This is a genomic window from Oxalicibacterium sp. (assembly GCF_035565035.1).
In the GTDB taxonomy this organism is placed as follows: domain Bacteria; phylum Pseudomonadota; class Gammaproteobacteria; order Burkholderiales; family Burkholderiaceae_D; genus Oxalicibacterium.
The window spans coordinates 1-23484 of the sequence record NZ_DATMTD010000073.1; the positions used below are offsets into that span (position 1 = coordinate 1).

Consider the following 23484-nt stretch of genomic DNA (forward strand, 5'->3'; position numbering starts at 1 on the left):
ATTGTGATCTAATCAAAAGACCTCAACTAAGGCAGTTACAAATTAAATGGCTAATAACTTCTTTATTAAAAAATGCAAAGCCAAAACCACTCTGGGGTTTGAAGTTGGAATTGAAGAGGGTGAGTACGAGGTGAGCGGAGACGAACCTGACCAAAGCGCTGTAAAGCTTCGGGGAAAAAACGTGTATGAGATCAAACACGCCGAATTCCAAAAATTGAAACAGCAGAATTTGGCTGTTCCGGAGTCCTGAGGAACGCGAACATTCATTTTCCGGTACGAACGTCGCCGTATAGTTCGCGTATCTTAAGCGGGCTAGCGATTTCTTGAACAAGACATTGCTAGCCGAAAATATGGGGCGCGCTGTCGATGCCTGGAGTATGAATAGAGCAGCCGTTTCGTTTAGTTGAAATAACTCCGCGCTTCCTCAAATCGCTTCGCCCAATATTTGTTACTCATCTGATCGATGCGCACCTTGCCATTGGTAGATGGCGCGTGAACAAACCTTCCGTCGCCGATGTAAATCCCCACATGTGAATATGCTCGGCCGAGGGTGTTGAAAAACACGAGATCGCCCGGCTGCAATGCTTCCTTGCCGATTTCCTTGCCGCGTTTGGCGATATCGGCAGCGCTGCCGGAAACGCGAATGTTGGCAGCTTCGCGGAACACGTAGGACACCATGCCGCTGCAATCGAAACCGGCTTCCGGATTCTTGCCGCCGAAGCGATAGCCGGTGTCGATCAATCCCAAAGAAAAGAATGTGATGTCTTGTCGCTTGCCGGTGACTTGTGCGGATTCCTGCGGCGGTTGGGAGCCGATGCCCGTCATCGTCGGTGCGGTACTGCAGGCGCTGATCAGTAGCACTGTCAATGCAAGCAGCAGCTTGGTGCGCAAGCACGGCAATGATGTCATCGCATTCGTCATCGGCTTACCTTCCGTCCCGCACGAGACATCAGCTACCCAGATCGGTCAGCACGCCGGATAGCAGCGCGATCATCTGATCGATCTCTTCGGTCGTCACGTTCAATGCCGGCATGAAGCGCAACAGGTCTGGGCGTGGCGAGTTGAGCAGCAGGCCGAACGGTTGCAGGTCGCGGGCCTTCTCGACGATCTGCGGACCAATGTCCTTACCGAGCTTGAGCGCGCGCAGCAAACCTTCACCGCGTTCGCCGGCCAGGCCGTGCTTGTCGCTGAGTTTGGTCAGTTCACGGCCGAGGTACGCGCCGTTGTCTTTGACCGATTGCAGGAAGCCGGGTGCCAGCAACGCTTCCGTGACGGCGATGCCGACAGCGGTCATCAATGGATTGCCGTTATAGGTGCCGCCCTGGTCGCCCGCTTCGAAGCAGGCGATTTCCTCGCGGCATAGCATGGCTGCGAGCGGGACCCCGCCGCCGATGCCTTTGCCGAGCGTCATGATGTCGGGTTCGATGCCGGACAATTGATAGGCGAACATTTCACCGCAGCGTGCCATGCCGGTTTGCACTTCGTCGACGATCAGCAGAATGTTGTGTTTCTTCGTCAGTGCACGCAATGCCTGCATGAATTCTCGTGTGGCGGGCAACACGCCGGCTTCGCCTTGCACCGGTTCCAGCATGACGCCAACGGTTTTGTCGGTGATCAGCTTTTCGACACTTGCGATGTCGTTCAGATGCGCTTTCAGGAAGCCCGGCACCTGCGGTGCATAGATCGTGTCCCAACCTGCCTTGCCGCTGGCGGACATGGCGGCGATCGTGCGTCCGTGGAAGCTGTGATCGAAGGTGATGATCTCGTAACGGTTTTCACCGGCCGCGTTCTTGTTGATCCTGCCCCATTTGCGTGCGAGCTTGAATGCGCCTTCGTTTGCTTCTGCACCGCTATTGGCGAAGAACACGCGATCGAAGCAGGAGTTGTCGGTCAGCAGCGTTGCCAGCGCAATCGACGGTTCGTTGTAGAACGCCGGCGATGGGTTGATCAGTTTTTTTGACTGCGAAACCAGTGCATCCTGAATGCATTGCGGTGAGTGACCGAGACAATTGACGGCCCAGCCCTGCAGATAATCGAGATAGCGCTTGCCGGTATGGTCGGTCAGCCACATGCCTTGTCCTTCGACGCAGACAATCGGCGGACGATTGGTGATGTACATCAGATTGTTGACGTCATACTGGCTGAATTCCATTACGGATGCTCCTGAGCGAATAAGGTGAGGCAAAAGAGAAATACTAAAAAAAAAGCCACAGGGTTGCCTGTGGCTTGGTGATCGTCAAACGTTCACATGCACGGCATCCATGGCTGAGGCGGGGTGCGGCGTCGCAGATGTTTGGCAATCGTATTCATGCAGGAATCTTATGATGTTTTGCCGAGGGCGTCAAAACGTTTTTCGCCACATTGTCGCCTGTCATCATTCTGCAATCATGCCTTTGGCAAGATCGGCTTCCGACGTAAAGGCGTCTGCATAGAACTCATCTGCAGGCAGTCCGCAGATCGCGGTGAAATCCGCCTTGGCCGCATCGACCATCAGTGGCGCGCCGCAAGCGTAGACCTGAAAGCTCGAGAGTTCCGGCAAATCGTCCATGACCGCGCGATGCACGAAGCCAGTGCGCCCCTGCCATTGGTCGTCCGGCAATGCATTGGAGACGACCGGAACATAGCGGAAACCGGGAACCGTGCGTGCCCATTCTTCGCACAGCGCATGCATGTAAAGGTCTTTCGGACGTCGACCGCCCCAGTAAAGCGTGATCGGACGTTTGCTGCCGATATGGATCGCCTGTTCGACGATGGCCTTGATCGGCGCAAAGCCGGTGCCGGACGCAAGCAGCACCATCGGCTTGTCCGAATCCTCGCGCAGGAAGAAGGTACCGAGCGGTCCTTCGAAGCGCAGGATTTCACGTTCTTTCATCGTGTTGAACACGTGGTCGGTGAAGACGCCGCCCGGCATGTGGCGGATGTGCAGCGTGATATGTTCGTCGAGATGCGGCGCATTCGCCAGGCTGTAGCTGCGGCGCTTGCCGTCCTTCAGGATGAATTCGACGAACTGGCCGGCGCGATATTGCAACCGTTCGCTGGCGGGCAGCTGCAGCGAGATAATCATCACATCGTCGGCGGCCTTTTCCATTTTCGCGACACGCGATGGCAATTTCTTGATCGGAAACTCTCCGACACCAAGTACTTCGCGTGCTTCGAGTTCAATATCGCTATGCGGCTTGGCGCAGCAGAAGAGGGTGAAGCCTTTTTCTGCGTCGGCGGGCGACAGCGCCTTTGCCTGATGCGGGCCGTGCGTGACAGAGCCGTCGAGCACCATGCCGCGGCAGGTCCCGCAAGCGCCGTTTTTGCAGCCATAAGGGAGGCCGACGCCGGCGCGGATGGCGGCATTCAGGATGGTTTCATCGGATTCGCAGGGAAATTGCCGGCCGCTTGGCTTAACGGTGATTTGGAAAGTCATACAATTCTGGTCATGAAAACTGAAAACAAAAATGGTGCGGGGAAGCTGGGGCGGCCGCGGCTGCTGATACTCGGTTGCGGCGATGTCGGCTTGCGTCTGCTTCCGTTGTTGCGGGACAGGTTTCGCATATTTGCCGTAACGACGCAGGAAACGCGGCAGCAGGATTTGCGCAATGCCGGTGCGATCCCCGTCATTGCCGATCTGGATCGGCCGCAGACGCTGGCGCGAATTGCGCGTCTGGCCTCGACCATCGTGCATCTGGCTCCGCCGCAGTCCGACGGCGCGACCGATCGCCGCACTCGCAATCTGGCTGCCATTTTACCCGACCATGCCACATTGATTTATGTCAGCACATCCGGCGTGTACGGCGATTGCGGCGGTGAGCGTATCGATGAAACGAGACCGCTGCGTCCGCACAACGCGCGTGCCGTGCGTCGTGTCGATGCCGAACGGACGTTGCGCATTTGGGCGCGACGCTCGCATTCGCGTCTGGGGATTTTGCGTGTGCCCGGGATTTACGCGAAGGATCGCCTTCCCGTTGAACGTCTGCAAAAAGGAACGCCGGCGCTGCTGGCAGAAGAGGATGTGTACACAAATCATATTCATGCAGACGATCTGGCGTTAATCGTCGCTGCGGCGCTGTTTCGGGCACAGTCGTGCCGCGTGTATCACGCGGTTGACGATTCGGACATGAAGATGGGCGATTATTTCGATGCGGTTGCCGATGCAATGTCGCTGCCGCGGCCTCCAAGGCTTTCTCATGCTGTGTTGCAGCATCAGGTTTCGCCGATGATGTTGTCATTCATGTCTGAATCGAGACGATTGGTCAATCAACGCATCAAGACAGAACTGGGCATTCGTTTGCGTTACCCGACTGTGGTGACTGCGCTAAAGGCTGTGTCGTAAAAAAAACGTTAAAAAATTGTCATAAAAATAACTTACGTTTTCTCTAATTTGATTATTAATCTACCAATCGGCATTCTTCACAATGCCGATTTTTCTTCACTAGATCGCATTCTTGAACTACGATGAATGCAACTTGAGTAATTCATAAATCGTTGTATTTAAATGGATTTATAAAGATAAAGCTACATTTCCTTCAAGGGGAATGTTAATCAGTTTTTATCCATTTTATTCGGAGACTATTCGGTTTTTACGTATAGCACTGACGCTAAATCCGATTTCCCACTAGGTTAAGATTCCGTTAAAGTTTCTCCGTCTGCCAAAAGCAGTGATTCATGGAATGCAAGGAGAAAGGCGATGTAGACATCGGCGCGCTTGTTTCGGTGAAGGGAAAAGGAGGAGTCAATCGGTTGGTCGTGATATTCGACCGGCGGATCGGCAGAAGGAAATAACGCGTTCGGGGAGGCATCCGGTTCGGCCGGTGCAACTGTTTTCCGGATGTACACGATGCGGCGCTTGCATGTGCCATCAATGCGTCATAACCTATTTTTCGAGAATATTATGGAATTTCTACAAGTGTTCACCACGCCGGAGGCATGGATCGCGCTGGCAACCCTCGCGATGCTGGAGATCGTGCTGGGCGTCGACAACATTATCTTCATTTCGGTGCTGGTCGACCGTTTGCCGCCTCATCAGCGTCAAAAAGGCCGCATGATCGGTCTTGGTCTGGCGATGGGTACACGTATCGCATTGCTGTTGAGCCTGTCCTGGATGATGAGTCTGGTCGATCCAATGTTCCACATCGGTTCGATGGGCTTTTCGGGACGTGATCTGATCCTGTTCTTCGGTGGTGGCTTCCTGCTTTACAAGGCTGCGTCCGAGATCAAGGAACTGATGGGCCCGCAGCATGAAGAGAAGGACGACAGTGGCGCAATCAAGAAAGCTAGCTTCGCCATGATCATGGCGCAGATCGCCGTGATCGACATCGTGTTCTCGCTGGATTCGGTCATTACCGCAGTCGGCATGGTCAAGGAAGTCGAGATCATGATCCTCGCAATCGTGATCGCGGTCGGTGTGATGATGTTTGCGGCCAAGGCCATCGGTGATTTCGTGACCGAATTCCCGAGCATCAAGATGCTGGCGCTGTGCTTCCTGGTGATCGTCGGTGCGGTGCTGATCGCCGAAAGCGTTGAATTCCATATTCCGAAAGGCTACATCTACGGTGCAATGGCATTCTCGCTGGTGGTTGAACTGTTCAACATCCGCATGCGTCGCAATCACAATCTGGCGGTATGCGATGTGCCTGAATCAGTTTCTTCACATCACAACGTCAACGTGCCTGCATAAGAAGGGCGATGGATGGCACGGTTTCCGTGTCATCGCTTCTAAAATGAAAAGAACCTCCGAGGAGGTTCTTTTTTTTCGTCGGTGCAAAAAGGGGAAAGTGCAGGCGGCCGAGAATCAGTTGAAACGTTCTGCATTGTTGAGTGCAGGACTCACATCAAACTAGTGGCCGTGCAGATTTACTTAGGCTTTTATCTGCCGCGCATCGTACTGTCGGAGAAGGAAGTCTTCGCGTACGCGATACAGGCGGACCTAGGTTTGTGCCGACGTGACCTTCAATACTTCTTCCACCGTCGTCACGCCCTCGATGATCTTCAGCGCGCCTGCCAGCCTCAGTGGCTTCATGCCGTCGGTGATGCTTTGCTGCTTCAATGCGTGAATGTCGGTTTCCGACTTGATCAGTTTGGAGAATGGCAGCGTCACCGTCAGCAATTCGTACAGACCGGTACGGCCGCGATAGCCGGTTTGCCGGCATTCCGGACAGCCGACGGGGCGATAGATGGTTGCAGGTTTGGGAAGATTCCAGCCATCGGTCAGGCTTTGCCACACTTCATCGAGAATCTCGCCGTCGGGCGATTTGCAATGCACGCACAACGTACGCGTCAGACGTTGCGCCATGATGCCGATCAGCGTCGTTTCCAGCAGATAGTAGGGCACGCCGAGTTCGAGCAAACGCATCACGGCGGACGGTGCATCGTTGGTGTGCAGCGTCGACAGCACAAGGTGACCTGTCAGGGCGGCCTGAATCGCCATCTCGGCGGTTTCCAGATCGCGAATCTCGCCGACCATGATGATGTCCGGATCCTGTCGCATCAATGAGCGCACGCCGTCGGCGAACGACAGGTCGATGCCGTGCTGTACCTGCATCTGATTGAACGAGCCTTCGACCATTTCGATCGGATCTTCCACGGTACACACATTGACTTCGCTGGTCGCCAGCGCTTTCAGCGTCGTGTACAACGTGGTCGTCTTGCCGGAACCGGTTGGGCCGGTGACGAGAATGATGCCGTGCGGTCGTGTCGTCAGGCTGTCCCAGCGTGCCGCGTCATCAGGCGGGAAGCCGAGTTCCGGCAGCGATTTGACGACGACATCGGGGTCGAAAATACGCATCACCAGCTTTTCGCCAAAGGCGGTCGGCATCGTCGAAAGACGCAACTCGATTTCCTGCCCGTTGTTGGTACGCGTCTTGATGCGGCCGTCTTGCGGACGGCGCTTCTCGATCACGTCCATGCGGCCGAGCAGCTTGATGCGCGCGGTCATCGCAATCATCACGGTCGGCGGGACCTGATAAACCTGATGCAGCACGCCATCGATGCGGAAGCGGATCGCGCAGAATTCGCGCTTCGGTTCCAAGTGGATGTCCGATGCACGTTGTTCGAATGCGTACTGCCACAGCCAGTCGACGATGTTGATAATGTGCTGGTCGTTGGCATCCATCTGCTTGCTGTTGCCCAGCTCGACCAGCTGCTCGAAATTGTTGCGCAGCGCGGCGTCCTGTCCGTTCAGCTTCTTCGCGCCCTTGATCGATTTTGCCAGTGCAAAAAACTGCGTCGTGTATTGCGCGATGTCGAGGGGACTGGCGATGACGCGTTTGACGTTGCGGCGCGTGATCTTGGCGATCTCTGGTTCCCATTCGGCCATGAACGGTTCGCAGGTGGCGACGACGAGTTCGGTCGGCGTCAGTTCGACCGGCAGGATATGGAAGCGCGTCGCATAACTTGCCGACATCACATCGGCCACGCGCGTGAAGTCGATCTTCAGCGGATCGATGCGGAAAAAGGGAAGTTTGACCTTGCCGGCCAGCCATTCGGTCAGCCAGTCCAGCGTCAACGGACGACGCGGCTCGGTAATGGAAACCAGCTTGCACTGCGCAACGGCAACCAGCGGATGCATCGCGGCCGGTGCATTTTTGTAAATGGCTTGCGCCTGCGTATAGAAGCTCTTGACGTCATCCTTGGCAAGAATGCCATCTGCCAGCAGCCAGCTGAATATCTGCTGCAGATCCAGTTTTTTCGCGACGGGTTTGCTGGCGGCAGTCGGGGTAGCGGTAGCAGTTGGCATGACCATGATCCACAGATGAAATCGTTGCGGACGATGCTATCACACGGCCGATACGGCTTGCAGCTTATGCTGCGGATATGCAGCGGTTTTGCAGCGTCACTGTTGCGCCTGCCACGCCTTGATGCCATTGACCCACGATTTGGCCGGCAGTTTGGTCGCGGCCGTGATCTGCGCTGCACGTTCATACAGCGCGGGAATGTCCAGTTGCGGTGACGTGTTGAAGGCGATGGCGACGACATTGCCTTCGTGGACTTCCGGCAGCGAAATCACAGTGTCGAAGGCGAAATGCATCGCGCTCAGGTTCTTCGCATAACTCGGATGATCGCCGAACAAATTCACCGTCATGATGCCGTCCGGCGTCAGGCAATCGGCACAGGCCTGATAAAACTCCGGCGTATCCAGCACCGGGCCGCGCGCAGTTGCGTCGTACAGATCGACCTGCAACGCGTCGATACGACCGCGATTGACGGGGTCGTTGACGTAATCCAGCGCATCCATCTCGATCACGTTCAGGCGATCGTCGTTTGGCGGCAGCTTGAACATCGATGCACAGATCATCAGTACCGCCGGATTCAGATCGATTGCCGTGACGCGTGCATCGGGAAAGCGACGATAGCTGAACTTGGTCAGCGCGCCGGTACCGAGGCCCAGCTGAACGATGTGTTGCGGCTTGTCGTTGAACAGCATCCACGCCATCATCTGCTGTGCATATTCCAGCTCTATCCAGTCCGGCTTGCTGACGCGCATCGCGCCCTGCACCCATTCCGTGCCGAAATGGAGATAGCGAATGCCGAACTGTTCCGACAGGGTGACTGGCGCGAACTTTATCTTGCGAGCGGGCTTCATCGGAACGACCGATTTCTTGCCGGGGCCGCTTTTCAGATTGGCGTCGGCTTCGATGGATTTGCGTTTGATCAGCATGCGGGTTTCTATTTCCGGAAATTTCAGATTGGCGCGATGATACCGCGCCATTGCACCAGTTTCTGTGCAAATGTCATCGATGCATACGCCGGCGAGGAAGACGGCAACACCAGCGTGTCGAATCCGGCGTCGGCAAACAAGGGCGCCTGTTTTCCAGACGTCTTGCCGTTGAAGCAGACGCGCTTCAGCGCCGGACATTGCTGCTTCAACAACGCAAAGTCGTTATGCTGTGCATGACGAATCGCGCTGTCGAGACTTCCCTCGCGCGCGCATGCGGCAATGACATCCCATAATCCGATGTGAAATGAACGCAATTTTTCAAGACGCCGTTCATACGATTGCGCAACAAAATCCGTGTCGAGGATGGCGGAGAGCAGGGGCCAGAACTGGTTGCGCGGGTGCGCGTAGTATTGTTGAGCGGCCAGTGATGCCTCTCCGGGAAAACTGCCCAGAATCAGAACCGTAGTATGCGCGTCGATGACGGGAGGAAAACAGGTCAGCAGCGGATTGGACGGTGAAAATTGGCGTGTGACGGGCATGCTGGTATTTTAATGGAAGACCGGTTATCGGTTTTCCGTACTGCACAGACTGGAAGCAGCAGTGGAACGACAACAATCATCGGAGACGCCATGAACAGGAAAGTCATGATCATTACCGGCGGCAGTCGCGGCATCGGCGCAGAGATCGCCGCTCTGGCAGCGCTGGAGGATTATGCCGTCTGCATCAGCTACGTGCAGAACCAGGCCGCGGCAGAGGCGGTTGTCGATACCATCGTCCGTTCGGGCGGCGAAGCGATGGCCGTCAAAGCAGATGTTGCGGTTGAATCGGATATCCTGCGCATCTTCGACACGGTCGATCGGCAATTCGGTCCGCTGACTGCGCTGGTCAATAATGCCGGCATTCTGGAAAAGCAGATGCGCGTCGACCAGATGGACGTGGCACGCATGCAGCGTATCTTCACGACCAACATCATCGGCAGCTTTGTCTGCGCACGCGAAGCAGTCAAACGCATGTCCACGCTGCACGGCGGACATGGCGGCGCCATCGTCAATATTTCGTCGATTGCAGCACGTGCCGGCGGCCCTGGAGAATATGTCGATTACGCCGCATCAAAAGGCGCCATCGATACCTTGACGATTGGCCTCGCGAAGGAAGTGGCAACCGAGGGCGTTCGTGTCAATGGCGTGCGGCCCGGCGTGATTTATACCGAGATTCACGCAAGTGGCGGCGAACCGGGACGCGTCGATCGTGTCAAATCGGCAGTACCGATGCAGCGTGGCGGCCAGCCGGTTGAAATTGCGCAGGCAGTCATGTGGCTGTTATCGGACAAGGCATCATATGTAACGGGAAGTCTGCTGGATGTCACGGGCGGACGATAAGTCTGGATAAAGAGGAAAACATGGCAGACATGGATAGATGGAGCATCAACGAGTCATTGCTCCAGTCGTACCGTTCCATTTTCATTTCATCGCAATCCTTCCTGCTGGCGGTCGGCGCGATCGTTTCGGGCAAAAGCGGTGTCGTGCTTTATGCGACGGCCGCAATCAGTCTGGTGATGATCTGGGCAATCTGGTTTCCGGTCGTTCGGTCACGGCATCTGATCGTCGACTACTACAAATTCGGCATGATGGATTTCTGCGATGAAGACGAGTACGTGAACAAGCGTGACGTGCGCGATAACGCAAACAGACAATTCAAGATTGGAACAAACTGGCGCAAGACGCGTAAAAAGCTGGATCTGTACACACCGATACTGGTTTCGCTTGTATGGGTTGTACTGGTGATTTATGAAGCCTATCTGGCGATCAAGCAATGACGGGAATGGAACAGGCGGCGAACAACAACAACGACCAGACAACGAAAAAAGCACTGTAACGGGAGACGGCGAAATGGACATGAAGCGCGTGGTTTTTTTGTTCCGCATGGTGCACGGCCTGATGGCATTTTTCTTTGCGGCCGCATCGTTGATGCTCATTTTTATCGCGGTCCGGCTTGGCTGGACGGCTTTCATCGGCACGCGCGATGCGGGAACTGCCCAAGTCATCATCGAAGCAGTCGGCCTGCTGGCGGCTGCCGTGGTTGCACTGCAGATTGCCGAGACCATCGTCGAGGAAGAGGTCGTGCGTGATGCCGACATCAGTGCACCAACGCGCGTCCGGCGTTTTCTCTCGCGCTTTTTCGTTGTCATTATTGTTGCGCTTGGCATCGAAGGATTGGTTGCCACCTTCAAGGCATTGCACGACGATCCGACACACTTGCCTTATGCCGCCAGCATCATCGTGGCTACCGGCGTCCTGTTGGCGGCCTGGGGTGCGTTTGTCTATCTGAATCGCGCGGTAGAAGAACTTGAGCCGGAAGCGATGGAAGACGCCAAGCGCGAAGACAGCAAACTCAAATAACGGAGCAAGTCGATGCAGAACGATACATTCAAGCCGGTAACCGACGCCGCGTGCCTGACGGTGATGGACGAACTTTCCAAACACGAACCGATTTTCCATCGTCCCGAACTCGGTACGTCCAGAAGCGACTTCGAGGCGATGATCACCGACGATTTCTGGGAGATCGGTGCATCGGGCAATATCTACAATCGAGATTACATCCTGGAGGTGCTGGAACAGCGCCACAGTCCCGATTCGGAATACCACGAAGACTGGGAAACTGGTGATTTCTACTGCCGCATGATCGCGGAAAATCACTATTTGTTGAGTTATACGCTGACGTTGCACGGGCGTCTCACCAGGAGAACCACGCTGTGGAATCGCACGGGCGATGGCTGGAAAGCCGTGTTTCACCAGGGAACGCTTGTCAAACAGGGAGAACCCACATGATACAGCGGAGCGGTCGGTAGATTGCAGAGGATTTGTGGTACTTTTTCTAGCGATGCACACCATACGTCGGTAAAAATTTTCTCGGTCCGAACCGACAATCGGTTAGTTCAAATTAATATCTTTCTGTGTAAGCCGTATGTCAGTTGATATATGTATGCTTGGCGGGGTGAATGCTCCTTGTAACAGAACAAGATAGAACCATGAGAATGCAAACGTTTTCCTCCAATGCAACTCATATCCTTGCGGTGGACGATGATCCGTCTATGCGTCAATTAATTATGGACTATCTTGGTGACCATGGGATGCGCGTTACGACGCTGGCCGATGGCCGCGATGTGACAGACGTCATGGAGCGCGAGACCATCGATTTATTGATCGTCGATCTCAAACTTCCGGGCGAAGACGGCATGCAGATCACTCGGCGCCTGCGTGACGCTTCGGACATGCCGATCATCATGCTGACTGGCCGTCAGGAAGAGGCCGACCGCGTGATGGGGCTGGAACTCGGTGCCGATGATTACTTGACCAAACCGTTTTCTCCGCGCGAGCTGCTGGCACGCATTCGTGCACTGCTGCGTCGCTCCCGCGCGCACGAATCCGTCGCCGATAACCTGTCGCGAATACGGGCCTACCGCTTTTCGGGATGGCAATTGAACGTGCGCCTGCGCCGATTGACTGCGCCGAGCGGCGACCAACTCTCATTGACGAATACCGAATTCAATCTGCTCGCAGCATTCCTGGCCGCACCGCGCCAGGTGCTTTCGCGCGAACAACTTCTTCTGTTATCGCGCTTGCATAACGATGAAGTGTACGACCGCGCTATTGACGTACAGGTCGGAAGATTGCGCAAGAAGATCGGTCTGGCACCAAGCGGTGAGCCGTTCATCCGCACCGAGCGCGGTTCCGGCTATCTATTCGATGCCGAAGTGGACGCGGTTCGCTAGTGGTCATGCCAGTCGGGCACAACGCTGCCGCCGATGGTTCTGCTCAGGATGCGCAGCCTGCGGTCGATGAATTTCGCTTTGCGGTCGATCACATTCCCGGCCTGCTCTGGAGTTCGCAGGCGGACGGCTACGTCGACTTCCTGAATCTGCGCTGGCTGGAATATACCGGCATGAGTCACGAGCGCGCAATCGGCTGGGGCTGGCAGGAAGCGCTGCACCCGGACGATCTGCCCTCACTGTTGCAGGTTTGGCAGCAATTGCTCTCCACGCGGTCGGCCGGCGAGTCCGAGGCGCGCCTGCGTCGTTTCGATGGCGTGTATCGCTGGTATCTGTTTCGTGCGACGCCTGTATTCGACATGGCTGGCGCGCTGATCAAATGGTATGGGCAGACCACCGACATAGACGATTTCAAGCAGGCCGAGGCATTACTGGCTGGCGAAAAGCGCCTGCTTGAGATGATCGCGCAATCGTCGCCATTGCACGCGACGCTGGAAGCGATGTGCCGTATGGTCGACCATATGGTGCCGGGTGCGGTTTCTTCGGTATCGCTGCTTTCTGATGACGCTGTGTACTTTTCGGAACTGATCGCTCCCGGTTTGCCGTCCGATATAACCGACAGGCGCGAGCGCTCGCCGATCAGCGAGCGTGCCGGTCCGTGCAGCGTGGCTGCGTATGAGCGACGACAGGTCATCGTGCAGGACATCTTGCAGGATCAGCGCTGGAATAATTTTGCGGTGCGCTTCGCGCCGATCGGTCTGCGCTCGTGTTACTCGACGCCGATCCTTTCTTCCGACGGCAGTGTGCTCGGCACGTTTGCATTGCAGACCCGCACGCCCGGCAAGCCGACCGATCATCAGCAAAAAATCATTGATCACTTTACGCATCTGACCGCGGTCGCCATCGAAAGCAAGCGTACCGATGCAGCATTGCGCGAGAGCGAAGAGCGCTTCCGTCGCATGGCGGAAACGACGCTCGATGTGATCTGGATTACCGATCTGCACCCTGAGGTCGTGCGTTACGTCAGCCCGAGTTTCGAGCAGATATGGGGAGAAAGCGTCGATGCGCTGTATCGCGATGCGCGGTTGTGGACGCAGTTGATTCATCCGGATGATGCTGTGCGCGTGTTTGCGTTATTCAACCGCGGCATACAGGCTGACGGCGTCAATCGATACGATACGGAATATCGCATTGTGCGTGCCGACGGCACGATACGCTGGATATATGAACGCGCGGTATTCATTCCCGATGAGCAGGGTGAAGCCAAACGCGTCAGCGGCATTTCAACCGATATCACCGAACGCAAGATGACCGAAGCGGCATTACGCGAATCGCAGGAGCGTTTCTCGCTGGCGGTTGCCGCATCGGCGGACGGCATCTGGGACTGGGACATACGCAGCGATGCATTGTTCATCTCGGAGCGGGCGCAGCTGATTTTTGGGCTGGAAATCGGCACCGGCATTACTGTCAGGCCACGGGCTCAATGGCGCCAGCTGATAAAGCTGCATAGCGACGATGCCGAACCATATACCCGCCTGCTCGACGCGTACCTGTCCGGCGCGGTGCCGGTACTGGACGGCGAATGGCGCGTGCAGCACCCGGACGGCGCGTTTCGCTGGATACGCGTACGCGGCCTGGGCGTGCGCGATACCGATGGCAAGGCGACGCGACTGGCTGGTTCGGTCAGCGATATCGACACGCAAAAGCGCACCGAAGCAGCACTGGAAAAATCGCGCCGCCTTGAAGCGATGGGCACGCTGGCCGGCGGTATCGCGCATGACTTCAACAATATCCTCGGCGTGATTCTCGGTTACGGCGAAATGGGAATGCAGCACACGCGCAAGGGCAGCCGCCTGCGGCGCAGTCTGGAAAACATCATGAGCGCCGGCGACCGCGGGCGCTCGCTGGTTGATCGCATCCTGTCCTTCAGTCGCAGCGGCATCGGTGAGCGTCGTCCGGTACACGTCGAAGAAGTGGTGAACGAGGCGTTGAACCTGATTGCCGCTACGCTGCCGGCTGACATCCGCATTGAAACGACGCTGGATGCCGATCGCGCCGCGATGATGGGCGATGCGACGCAGGTACATCAGGTGGTGATGAACCTGATCATCAACGCTATCCAGGCGATGCCGGACGGCGGCGCGTTGCGCGTGTCGCTACGACCTCAGCATTTGCCGCATCCGCATATCACGACTACCGGCATGATTCCGGCAGGTTCCTACCTGCTTTTGCGCGTAGCCGACAGCGGGTGCGGTATCGAGCCGGATGTGCTGGACCGGATTTTCGATCCGTTCTTCACGACCAAGGATGTCGGTGTCGGCACCGGTCTCGGATTGTCGCTGGTACACGGTATCGTCACCGATGTCGGCGGCGCGGTGGACGTATCGAGCACAGTCGGTATCGGGAGTATCTTTACCGTCTATTTGCCGCAGACCGGCGAGGTTGAACATCGACGCACAACCAGGACACCGGCCTTGCCGCGTGGCGCAGGCCAGCGCGTGCTGATTGTTGACGACGAGGAGTTGCTGGTTCGACTTGCCGCCGAGATTCTGACCGATCTCGGTTACCGGCCGATTTGCTTTAACGCCAGCATCGCTGCGCTCGCTGCATTCCACGACGACCCGTCGCAATTCGACGCCATGCTGACCGACGATCGAATGCCGGGCATGTCCGGTTTCGCATTGATTGCGGCGATCCGAAGCATGCGGCCCGATCTTCCCATCCTGATGATGACGGGCTTCATTGAAGAAACCGCATCGCGTAAGACGCAGCTTGAAAGCCCCGATGCGATTTTGAAAAAACCGCTGTCAGCCACCGAGCTTGCACAAGGGCTGCACGGCATTCTCGCTCGACGTCTGGTTGAATGACGCTTGGCGTTTGTGTCATTTGACACATCGTCGTGCAACTTTGATATGGCGGCGACACACGACCTGCGCATAATCCGGGCAGGTTGTCGCAGCAAGACAGCCTTCCTTCCGGATAGAACACCGCGTACGTCTGCATGATTGCACTCGTCCCGGGCAACATGCGAGGTGGTCATGAAAGTCTATTTGATATCGCTTGCCGCGGGTCTGCTGGTCGGCCTCATCTATGCCGTGATTAATGTGCGATCGCCGGCGCCGCCTGCCATTGCGCTTATTGGCCTGCTTGGCATGCTGATCGGCGAACAGGTTCCGCCCATCGTCAAACGCTTGATCGGCAATCAACCGGTTTCAGTCAGCTGGTTGAGGCAAGAATGCGCGCCAAAAATTACCGGCGTCGAACCGATTCCGAAAGAAACATCCTCCGCCGCCGCATCGCAGCCAGGCGATCGCGTCTGACATCTGCGGCCGACCGCATTCAACAGGAGCACTGCATTGGATAACCAACGTCGAAACGTTCTTAAATCATTTGCCACAGGAGCCGCCATGGCGACACTGCCTTCCATCGTTACCGGCGCTGCTGCAGCGGCCGCTCCCAACAACGCCTCTGCGACCGCAGATGCATCGGCGCCCGTATTGGTGTTGCTGAACGGACGTTTTCACACGGTTGATCGCAGCAAGCCGACCGCAACCGCGGTTGCAATTCAGAACGGCAAGTTCATCGCCGTTGGCGATGTGGAATATGTGATGCGTCACACCACGCCGACCAGTCAGGTGATCGACCTGAACGGTCGCACTGTGATCCCGGGTTTGAACGACTCGCACCTGCACTTGATCCGTGGCGGCTTGAATTACAACCTCGAATTGCGCTGGGAAGGCGTGCCGTCGGTTGCCGATGCATTGCGCATGCTGAAGGAACAGGCATTGCGCACCCCGAATCCACAGTGGGTGCGCGTGGTCGGCGGCTGGACCGAATTCCAGTTTGCCGAAAAACGTCTGCCGACACTGGATGAAATCAATGCCGCTGCGCCCGACACGCCGGTCTTCGTATTGCATCTGTACGATCGCGCCTTGCTCAATCGCGCTGCATTGCGGGCGGTCGGCTACACCAAGGACACGCCGAATCCGCCGGGTGGCGAGATCCAACGCGATGCGGCCGGCAATCCGACCGGCATGCTGATCGCAAAACCGAATGCGCTGATTCTTTACGCCACGCTGGCCAAAGGGCCTTCGTTGCCGCGCGATCTGCAAGTCAACTCGACGCGACAGTTCATGCGCGAACTGAACCGCTTGGGCATCACCAGCGCAATCGATGCCGGCGGCGGCTTCCAGAATTATCCGGAAGACTACGCAGTCATCGATCAACTGGCGCGTGATCAGCAATTGACGGTGCGCATTGCGTACAACTTGTTCACGCAAAACAAGGGCAAGGAGCTCGAGGACTTCGAGCATTGGACCAGCACGGTCAAGCTCGGTCAGGGCGACGATTTCTATCGACACAATGGTGCGGGTGAAATGCTGGTGTTCTCGGCAGCGGACTTCGAAGATTTTCTCGAGCCGCGTCCCGACTTGCCTGAAACGATGGAAGCCGAACTGGAAAAAGTGGTGCGTCATCTGGTGTCGCAACGCTGGCCTTTCCGCCTGCATGCAACCTACAACGAGTCCATCGAACGCATGTTGAACGTGTTTGAAAAGGTCAATCGCGAAGTACCGTTCGACGGCTTGCACTGGATTTTTGATCATGCGGAGACCATCACGCCACGCAACATCGATCGCGTGCGCGAACTAGGCGGCGGTATCGCGATCCAGCATCGCATGGCGTTCCAGGGCGAATATTTCATGGATCGTTATGGTGCGGATGCCGCGCAGCACACGCCGCCGATCAAACGCATGCTGGACGCCGGCGTGCCGGTCGGCGCCGGCACCGATGCCACCCGTGTCGCCAGCTACAACCCGTGGACTGCGCTGTACTGGCTGGTGTCCGGCCGCACCGTCGGCGGCACCAAGTTGTACGGCGCAAGCAATCAATTGTCGCGCGATGTGGCGCTTGAACTATGGACCAACGGCAGCGCATGGTTCTCGAGCGAGCAGGGCAAGAAGGGCATGATCCGCGAAGGCCAGCTGGCCGATCTGGCCGTATTGTCGGCGGATTTTTTCAGTGTCAGCGAAGATGAGATCAAGTCGATCGAGTCGGTGTTCACGATCGTTGACGGCAAGATCGTCTATGGTTCGGCCGAATTTTCACCGCTGGCACCGTCACCGATTCCTGTCCTGCCAGAATGGTCGCCGGTCAAAACCGTTCCCGGTCATTATCGACAACGTCCACCGTCGAAACAAAAAATGGCAGTGCTGCCGCATCAGTGCGGCGGACCATGCGGTGTCCATGCGCATTCTCACGACGTCGCGCGAAAATCGACAGTGCCGATTTCCGATTACGCCGGATTTTGGGGCGCATTCGGTTGCAGCTGCTTCGCATTCTGATGATGAATCGAATCTTATCGATACTGCTTATGCCGCATACCGACATGGGGCTGCTGTTTCTCCGACTGGCGGGCAGTTTCATGTTGCTGCATGTGCATGGCTGGCCCAAGATTGTGTATTACACCGAAGAGTTGACACGTATCGACGATCCGTTCGGCATGGGGTCACAGATGACATTGCTTTGCGCAATTTTTGCCGAGGTGCTGTGCCCGCTGTTAATCGCCCTCGGACTGTTCACGCGACCCGCATGCATGCCGATCGTGTTGCTGCTGCTGGTATCGATGGTGATCGTGCATGCCGACTGGTCGATTGCCGAAGGACAGTTCGGATGGCTGCTGACGATCATCTTCGGTGCGATCGCATTGTGCGGCGCAGGCCGCTTTTCGCTGGATGCGCAGTGGTTGCGACGCCTGGAAAGAGGTGTGTGATGAGTGAAGGTTCTCCATGGCAGCCATTGCGTAATCCGATTTTTCGTGCGTTGTGGATTGCATCGGTCGCGTCGAATATCGGTACGTGGATGCACGATGTCGGTGCCGGCTGGATGATGACGTCGTTGAGCAGTAATCCATTGATGGTGGCATTGGTGCAGGCCGCAACCAGCCTCCCGATGTTTCTGTTTGCCTTGCCGTCCGGGGTATTGGCTGACATTGTCGATCGCCGCAAGTATCTGCTGTTTGCGCAAGTCTGGATGTTGCTGACAGCGGCGACATTGGGTGTATTGGCGATCGGCGATCAGGTGACGCCGCTGATTCTGTTGATTGCGACTTTCTTGCTCGGTACCGGCGCAGCGATGGCGGCGCCACCGTTCCAGGCTATCGTGCCGGATCTGGTGGCAAAGCGCGATCTGCCGGCCGCGATTGCGCTGAACTCGCTTGGCGTCAACATCAGTCGCGCGATCGGCCCTGCGCTGGCGGGCGTGATTCTGTCGTTTGCAGGACCCGCAGTGGTCTTCATGATCAATGCCGTCTCCGTATTAGGCGTGGTCGTTGTTCTGTACTTCTGGAAGCCTGCGCCGCAAGTACAGCGGCTTCCGCCGGAAACGTTCGTGCCGGCGGTTCGCGCAGGCTTGCGTTACGTCCAGTCCGCGCCATTGTTACGCGTGGTGCTGGTGCGTGCGGCGGCCTTCTTCATCTTCGGCAGTGCGGCATGGTCATTGCTACCGCTGATCGCGCGTAACCAGTTGCATCTGAATGCAGGAGGCTACGGCCTGTTACTCGCGTGCGTCGGCGTCGGCGCGATCGCTGGTGCGCTGATCCTGCCGCGTCTGCGCACGCGATTGTCAGTCGACATACTCGCACTGATGGCGACGGTCGTGTTTGCATTGACGACACTGGTTCTTGCCTTGCTTACGCAGGCCGTGCTGGTTGGATTCAGTCTTCTGTTCGCAGGTTTTGCGTGGATCACGATGCTGTCGGTATTGAACGTTGGCGCGCAACGCAGTTCCGCCGGTTGGGTCAAGGCACGGGCATTGGCGGTGTATCTGGTGGTGTTCTTTGGCGCGATGGCGGCCGGCAGCGCGATCTGGGGGCAAACGGCAGCCAAGTTCGGTACATCGACCGCGCTGACACTGGCGGGCGTCGGCATGTTGCTGTCATGTGCGACAGCATTGCGCTGGAAGTTGAGTATGTCGCCGGAACTGGACCTTACACCGTCGACTTACCTGAGCGCACCTGAATTATCGAACGAACCCGCACACGATTCCGGACCTGTAATGGTGACCGTCGAATACAAGGTCGCGCCGGAAAACGCCACACAGTTCTGTGCGGTGGTCCGCGAGATGCGTCATGTACGGCTACGCGGAGGCGCATTGTCGTGGGGCATATATGAAGATACGCAGCAGCCCGGACGCTATCTGGAAACCTTTGTTGTGGAATCGTGGCTCGATCATTTGCGCCAGCATCATCGGTTCACCGAAAACGACAAGGCAATCTCGACACGCGTGCGCAGCTTTCATATCGGTCCGGATGCACCACACGTCGAGCATCTGATCGCGCCGGATTAACACGTACCTGGATCAACTCATTGGCTGCGCACAAAACGCAGTCGCATTTTCTAACCAAAGCGAACCCAAAGGAGCACAACATGACCAATCCTAAACTTGAAGTCCTGACCCCGACCAACAGCCAGTTGATCTTTATCGATCATCAACCGCAAATGGCCTTCGGTGTGCAATCGATCGATCGTCAAACCTTGAAAAACAATACGGTGGCGCTGGCCAAGGCCGGCAAGGTATTCAACATTCCAACCATCATCACGACAGTCGAAACGGAAAGCTTTTCCGGCCATACCTATCCCGAATTGCTGGATGTGTTCCCGGGTCAAAAAATCCTCGAACGTACGTCGATGAACTCATGGGATGATCAAAAAGTCCGCGACGCACTGAAAGCGAACGGCCGCAAGAAAGTCGTCGTCGCCGGCCTGTGGACGGAAGTCTGCAACAACAGCTTCGCACTCTGCGCCATGCTGGAAGGCGATTACGAGATTTACATGGTTGCCGACGCATCTGGTGGCACCTCGTTGATGGCACACGATCTGGCGATGCAACGCATGATTCAGGCTGGCGTGGTGCCGGTAACCTGGCAGCAAGTCATGCTGGAATGGCAGCGCGACTGGGCGCACAAGGAAACCTACGATGCGGTCACGTCGATTGTGAAAGAGCACTCGGGCGCATACGGCATGGGCATCGATTACGCATACACGATGGTGCACAAGGCACCGACGCGTGCGGTTGGCCCGCACGAAACACTGGCGCCGGTTGCGGCTCCGATCCGTGCGTAAAAATATACCGCTGGTTTTTTCACGGCATTAACGTTCGGTTGGATAAATGGCGAATTTATTATTCGCCATTTTTTTGCGTTTCGATTTTGAATCGAAATAGAGAATCTCAGGCTCGAGAGCTTCGACCGTGGGGCAAGAGAGCTACACAGGACGTATCGAGTAGCCATATCATCAATGTTCATCACTCGTGACGTTTTCTCTTGCGGGGATCGTTACCCATATTTTCATGCGAACCCCCCAGCTGCGTTCGAACGTAATGATTTTGTCGATCAGTCTTTCGTTCAACACATGATCGGCGGATAACAGCAGAAAATTATCCTGGCCGATCAAATCACGAGCGATCACCATGCCGGGTTTGAGTTGCGATGTGAAGAGTTCGACATGCGATTCGTCGTCCGGATTGGTGATGCCATTGATTACTTCACGAAATGCAGTGACGACAGCCTTGTCGTAACGCTTGCTTTCGCCGCGCATTATCAGATTGAAGGCCTCATCCGCGCGCAGATTCCGCTGTACCAGAGTACCGTTTTGCAGATTCTCATAGTCGCTGGCAATGGCAAGAATCCGAGCACCCGTCGGTATGTTGTCTCCGCTCAGGTGATCCGGAAAACCGCCGCCGTCAAAGCGTTCCTGTTGTGAACGGATGAGACGTGCAATCGATGTCATATCCTCCAGCGGCATCAGCAACTGTTCGCCATGCACGGGAAATTTCTGATAGATGGTCAGTGTCTCGACGCTCATCTGGCTGACCGACGTGGCCAGCATCTCGTCCGAAAATCCGATCTTGCCGATGTTGTGCAACAGGCCCGCGACAAATACATCCTGGGTGTCATTGAAGCTCAAGTTCATGCGAACGGCAACGCGGCGCGCCAACTCCGCGACACGTCGGGAATGACCGGCCAGTCGCCCGGCTCGCATCTCGATCAGATTGGAGAAAATCTTGATGGTGGTGAGGAAGCTGGTTTTCAGCCGGACATTGGCGTCCGTCAGGCCGGTGTTGGCCTGTTTCAGTTCTGCGGTTCGGGCTTCGACCTGCTTTTCAAGATCGTCGTGCGCTGCCTGCAAGGCAAGCTCGGCATTTTTTTGCTGAGTAATGTCCTGCAATACTTCAATTGCGCCAACGATTTTTCCTTCCGGGTTGCACAAAGCCGAAGCAGAAAATGAAAGCCAGCGCCCGTTTTCCCCAAGGTTGGGAAAATAATCCTCAATCAGATAGGTACCTTTGACCACGTCGGAGCGACGCGGCTTGTTGCGATAGAGCACATCGATGTTCTTTTCGATTGTGCCCGAAACAATCAGATCGACCAGCAAAGGGCGTTCGTAGGAATAGAGCAGACGCCAATGGTTGCGCGTGCCGACCATTTCCACTGCGGTCAAGCCACTAATCATTTCGCATGCACGATTCCAGTGTGTAATGACGTGATCGCTGTCGATGGCAAACGTCGGTACCGGACTCCCTTCGAAAAATTCAGATAGATCCGCCGCCAGCAGACTGGTGCTGGCAGAAGGTGTTTTCTGAGGTTGATTGTTCAGGGTCATGTGTCACCTATGATGTCGCCGCATTATCCATAACGGTCTGGGCATTCCTGCCGGACGGATGCGTCATCTCGTCGATTTCTGCCGCAACTGTCTCACGACGGAATATCAGGTTCGACAAGTTGCGCGAGCTGCGCCAGCGATTCCTGCCAGCCGAGATAGCACATCTCTGTCGGAATGACTTCCGGAATGCCCGCTTGCACGATATGCAGTTCCGTTCCGCATGCAACCTGCTTCAGTTCCACCGTCACCTGTATTTCACCAGGCAGGTTTGGGTCGTCGAACTTGTCGGTGTAACGAATCAGTTCATTCGGTTTCAGTTCGAGATACTCGCCGCCAAACGCATGCTCTTGTCCGTTGGAGAAATTCTGGAAGGACATGCGAAATTTTCCACCGACCTTCGCTTCCAGTTGCTGCACTTTGCAAGTGAAGCCATACGGCGGCAGCCATTTTGCCATCGCCGATGCGTCGAGAAATGCACGATAAATCTTTTGGGGCGATGTTTTCAGTACGCGATGAAGTTTGACCGTTCCTGTTGCCATGGTGAAATCTCCTGTAAAGACGTTGTCACGGAAGCGGTTCGTAACCGTTTCCTCTGCCACTTAGCCAGTGTAGCCTGACTTTACCTTCGGATAAAAGATGCTCTTTTGCGGAAACAAGCAAAGGACGCGTCAGATCGGCGTCGACGATGAGTTGGGACTCGCCATCAATGCTGAAATTGAGGAAATGGGCTTCGTCGGGTTCATCGATGTAGCTGCGTGCGAACAAACACATCGATCCTTCTGAAAAACGATAGATGTCGTATTCGTAAAAATAATCGACATCGCCGTTTTCGTCAGATTCGGCGGTATCGATATGGTGAGTGCGATCGATGTGCATGGATATTCCTCGCGAATCGTTCAGGGTTCGTTATCGATTTCTGTGCTGGATCGAACTTCGCGCCACTTTTGCATCTGCACGTAAATGGCTCCTTGCAGCAATGCCACGATGCTGCCAATGATGACTTCTGCCACACGCAGCAACGCCAGATGCAACTCTTCGTGCACGCCGCTGCCCGTGAAGGCTGCAGACAGCAAAATCACGACCGTAATCGGTCCCAGCCGCCAGTTACTTGGATAGTTCTGCCAGAGCATCGCGATGGCAACCGTGACCACCATCGCGATCAGCATCGCGTGGAAGGTCGGACCGAACGCCAGCAAGGAAACGCAGGCCGCGACGGCTCCCGTGATGGTATTGATCAGGCGTGCCTTGAAGTTGGCGCGTGCGAGATTCATGTCCGGTTCGGTCACGATGATCAGCGAGATCATCGCCCAGTACGGTTCCTCGAATCCAAGCGGCGGCAGACCGTACCAAAGGATCAGCGAGCCGCACACGATCTTGATGATATAGACCAGTGCGTTCTTTTTCGGGCTGAT

The 23484-nt window shown here is 56.1% G+C and carries 24 protein-coding genes; 14 read left to right on the forward strand and 10 right to left on the reverse strand.

Features of this window, described 5'->3' with window-relative positions:
• Nucleotides 1-46 precede the first annotated feature (46 nt).
• The gene (locus VN114_RS06815) at nucleotides 47-250 is read left to right on the forward strand and encodes a hypothetical protein (protein WP_325513295.1); all 204 of its coding nucleotides are present in this window, start codon (nucleotides 47-49) and stop codon (nucleotides 248-250) included.
• A gap of 149 nt (nucleotides 251-399) precedes the next feature.
• On the opposite strand, the gene VN114_RS06820 is transcribed toward VN114_RS06815, so the two are convergent.
• From VN114_RS06820 to VN114_RS06830, 3 genes are all read right to left on the reverse strand, one after another.
• The gene (locus VN114_RS06820) at nucleotides 400-921 is read right to left on the reverse strand and encodes a C40 family peptidase (RefSeq protein ID WP_325513297.1); all 522 of its coding nucleotides are present in this window, start codon (nucleotides 919-921) and stop codon (nucleotides 400-402) included.
• Between the two features lie 28 nt (nucleotides 922-949).
• Nucleotides 950-2152: an acetylornithine transaminase gene (locus VN114_RS06825; protein WP_325513299.1), complete on the reverse strand. Its 1203-nt coding sequence runs from the start codon at nucleotides 2150-2152 to the stop codon at nucleotides 950-952.
• A gap of 222 nt (nucleotides 2153-2374) precedes the next feature.
• A complete protein-coding gene (locus VN114_RS06830; protein WP_325513301.1) occupies nucleotides 2375-3415 on the reverse strand; it encodes a CDP-6-deoxy-delta-3,4-glucoseen reductase in 1041 nt (346 codons plus the stop codon).
• A gap of 12 nt (nucleotides 3416-3427) precedes the next feature.
• Between VN114_RS06830 and VN114_RS06835 the strand changes: the two genes are divergently transcribed.
• Complete coding sequence (locus VN114_RS06835; protein WP_325513303.1) at nucleotides 3428-4321, forward strand: NAD-dependent epimerase/dehydratase family protein; 894 nt, start codon at nucleotides 3428-3430, stop codon at nucleotides 4319-4321.
• Between the two features lie 558 nt (nucleotides 4322-4879).
• Nucleotides 4880-5665: a TerC family protein gene (locus tag VN114_RS06840; protein WP_325513305.1), complete on the forward strand. Its 786-nt coding sequence runs from the start codon at nucleotides 4880-4882 to the stop codon at nucleotides 5663-5665.
• Nucleotides 5666-5914: 249 nt separating this feature from the next.
• On the opposite strand, the gene VN114_RS06845 is transcribed toward VN114_RS06840, so the two are convergent.
• The 3 genes from VN114_RS06845 to VN114_RS06855 form a co-directional block, all read right to left on the reverse strand.
• A complete protein-coding gene (locus VN114_RS06845) occupies nucleotides 5915-7723 on the reverse strand; it encodes a GspE/PulE family protein (protein ID WP_325513307.1) in 1809 nt (602 codons plus the stop codon).
• A 96-nt stretch (nucleotides 7724-7819) separates the two neighbouring features.
• Nucleotides 7820-8644: a methyltransferase domain-containing protein gene (locus VN114_RS06850; RefSeq protein WP_325513309.1), complete on the reverse strand. Its 825-nt coding sequence runs from the start codon at nucleotides 8642-8644 to the stop codon at nucleotides 7820-7822.
• A gap of 23 nt (nucleotides 8645-8667) precedes the next feature.
• Complete coding sequence (locus VN114_RS06855; RefSeq protein ID WP_325513339.1) at nucleotides 8668-9147, reverse strand: DNA-deoxyinosine glycosylase; 480 nt, start codon at nucleotides 9145-9147, stop codon at nucleotides 8668-8670.
• A gap of 126 nt (nucleotides 9148-9273) precedes the next feature.
• Between VN114_RS06855 and VN114_RS06860 the strand changes: the two genes are divergently transcribed.
• The 11 genes from VN114_RS06860 (at nucleotide 9274) to VN114_RS06910 (ending at nucleotide 20533) form a co-directional block, all read left to right on the forward strand.
• Nucleotides 9274-10023, forward strand: coding sequence for an SDR family oxidoreductase (locus tag VN114_RS06860; protein WP_325513311.1), 750 nt, complete (start codon nucleotides 9274-9276; stop codon nucleotides 10021-10023).
• Nucleotides 10024-10043: 20 nt separating this feature from the next.
• Nucleotides 10044-10460 (forward strand): hypothetical protein, encoded by a 417-nt coding sequence (locus tag VN114_RS06865; protein WP_325513313.1) that lies wholly within the window; start codon nucleotides 10044-10046, stop codon nucleotides 10458-10460.
• Between the two features lie 79 nt (nucleotides 10461-10539).
• The gene (locus tag VN114_RS06870; RefSeq protein ID WP_325513315.1) at nucleotides 10540-11043 is read left to right on the forward strand and encodes a hypothetical protein; all 504 of its coding nucleotides are present in this window, start codon (nucleotides 10540-10542) and stop codon (nucleotides 11041-11043) included.
• A 12-nt stretch (nucleotides 11044-11055) separates the two neighbouring features.
• A complete protein-coding gene (locus VN114_RS06875) occupies nucleotides 11056-11472 on the forward strand; it encodes a DUF4440 domain-containing protein (RefSeq protein WP_325513317.1) in 417 nt (138 codons plus the stop codon).
• 206 nt (nucleotides 11473-11678) lie between these two features.
• The gene (locus VN114_RS06880) at nucleotides 11679-12416 is read left to right on the forward strand and encodes a response regulator (protein WP_325513341.1); all 738 of its coding nucleotides are present in this window, start codon (nucleotides 11679-11681) and stop codon (nucleotides 12414-12416) included.
• Between the two features lie 5 nt (nucleotides 12417-12421).
• On the forward strand, nucleotides 12422-15280 hold the full coding sequence (locus VN114_RS06885; protein WP_325513319.1) for a PAS domain-containing protein: 2859 nt from the start codon (nucleotides 12422-12424) through the stop codon (nucleotides 15278-15280).
• Between the two features lie 171 nt (nucleotides 15281-15451).
• A complete protein-coding gene (locus VN114_RS06890; RefSeq protein WP_325513321.1) occupies nucleotides 15452-15733 on the forward strand; it encodes a XapX domain-containing protein in 282 nt (93 codons plus the stop codon).
• Between the two features lie 87 nt (nucleotides 15734-15820).
• Nucleotides 15821-17755 (forward strand): amidohydrolase, encoded by a 1935-nt coding sequence (locus VN114_RS06895; protein ID WP_325513323.1) that lies wholly within the window; start codon nucleotides 15821-15823, stop codon nucleotides 17753-17755.
• Between the two features lie 29 nt (nucleotides 17756-17784).
• Nucleotides 17785-18183, forward strand: a complete 399-nt coding sequence (locus tag VN114_RS06900; RefSeq protein WP_325513325.1) for a DoxX family protein — start codon at nucleotides 17785-17787, stop codon at nucleotides 18181-18183.
• The gene (locus tag VN114_RS06905; RefSeq protein WP_325513327.1) at nucleotides 18183-19757 is read left to right on the forward strand and encodes an MFS transporter; all 1575 of its coding nucleotides are present in this window, start codon (nucleotides 18183-18185) and stop codon (nucleotides 19755-19757) included. The genes VN114_RS06900 and VN114_RS06905 overlap by 1 nt, the downstream gene beginning before the upstream one ends.
• An 80-nt stretch (nucleotides 19758-19837) precedes the next feature.
• Nucleotides 19838-20533 carry a hydrolase gene (locus tag VN114_RS06910; protein WP_325513329.1) on the forward strand — a complete coding sequence of 232 codons (696 nt, stop codon included), beginning with the start codon at nucleotides 19838-19840 and terminating at the stop codon, nucleotides 20531-20533.
• A 171-nt stretch (nucleotides 20534-20704) separates the two neighbouring features.
• On the opposite strand, the gene VN114_RS06915 is transcribed toward VN114_RS06910, so the two are convergent.
• The 4 genes from VN114_RS06915 to VN114_RS06930 form a co-directional block, all read right to left on the reverse strand.
• Entirely contained in the window at nucleotides 20705-22072 is a 1368-nt protein-coding gene (locus VN114_RS06915) for an HD domain-containing phosphohydrolase (protein ID WP_325513331.1), read from the reverse strand.
• A gap of 92 nt (nucleotides 22073-22164) precedes the next feature.
• Nucleotides 22165-22611, reverse strand: a complete 447-nt coding sequence (locus tag VN114_RS06920; RefSeq protein ID WP_325513333.1) for an SRPBCC family protein — start codon at nucleotides 22609-22611, stop codon at nucleotides 22165-22167.
• Nucleotides 22612-22636: 25 nt separating this feature from the next.
• Nucleotides 22637-22948, reverse strand: a complete 312-nt coding sequence (locus VN114_RS06925; protein ID WP_325513335.1) for a hypothetical protein — start codon at nucleotides 22946-22948, stop codon at nucleotides 22637-22639.
• A 20-nt stretch (nucleotides 22949-22968) separates the two neighbouring features.
• On the reverse strand, nucleotides 22969-23484 hold a 516-nt coding region (locus VN114_RS06930), incomplete at its 5' end, for an FUSC family protein (RefSeq protein WP_325513337.1).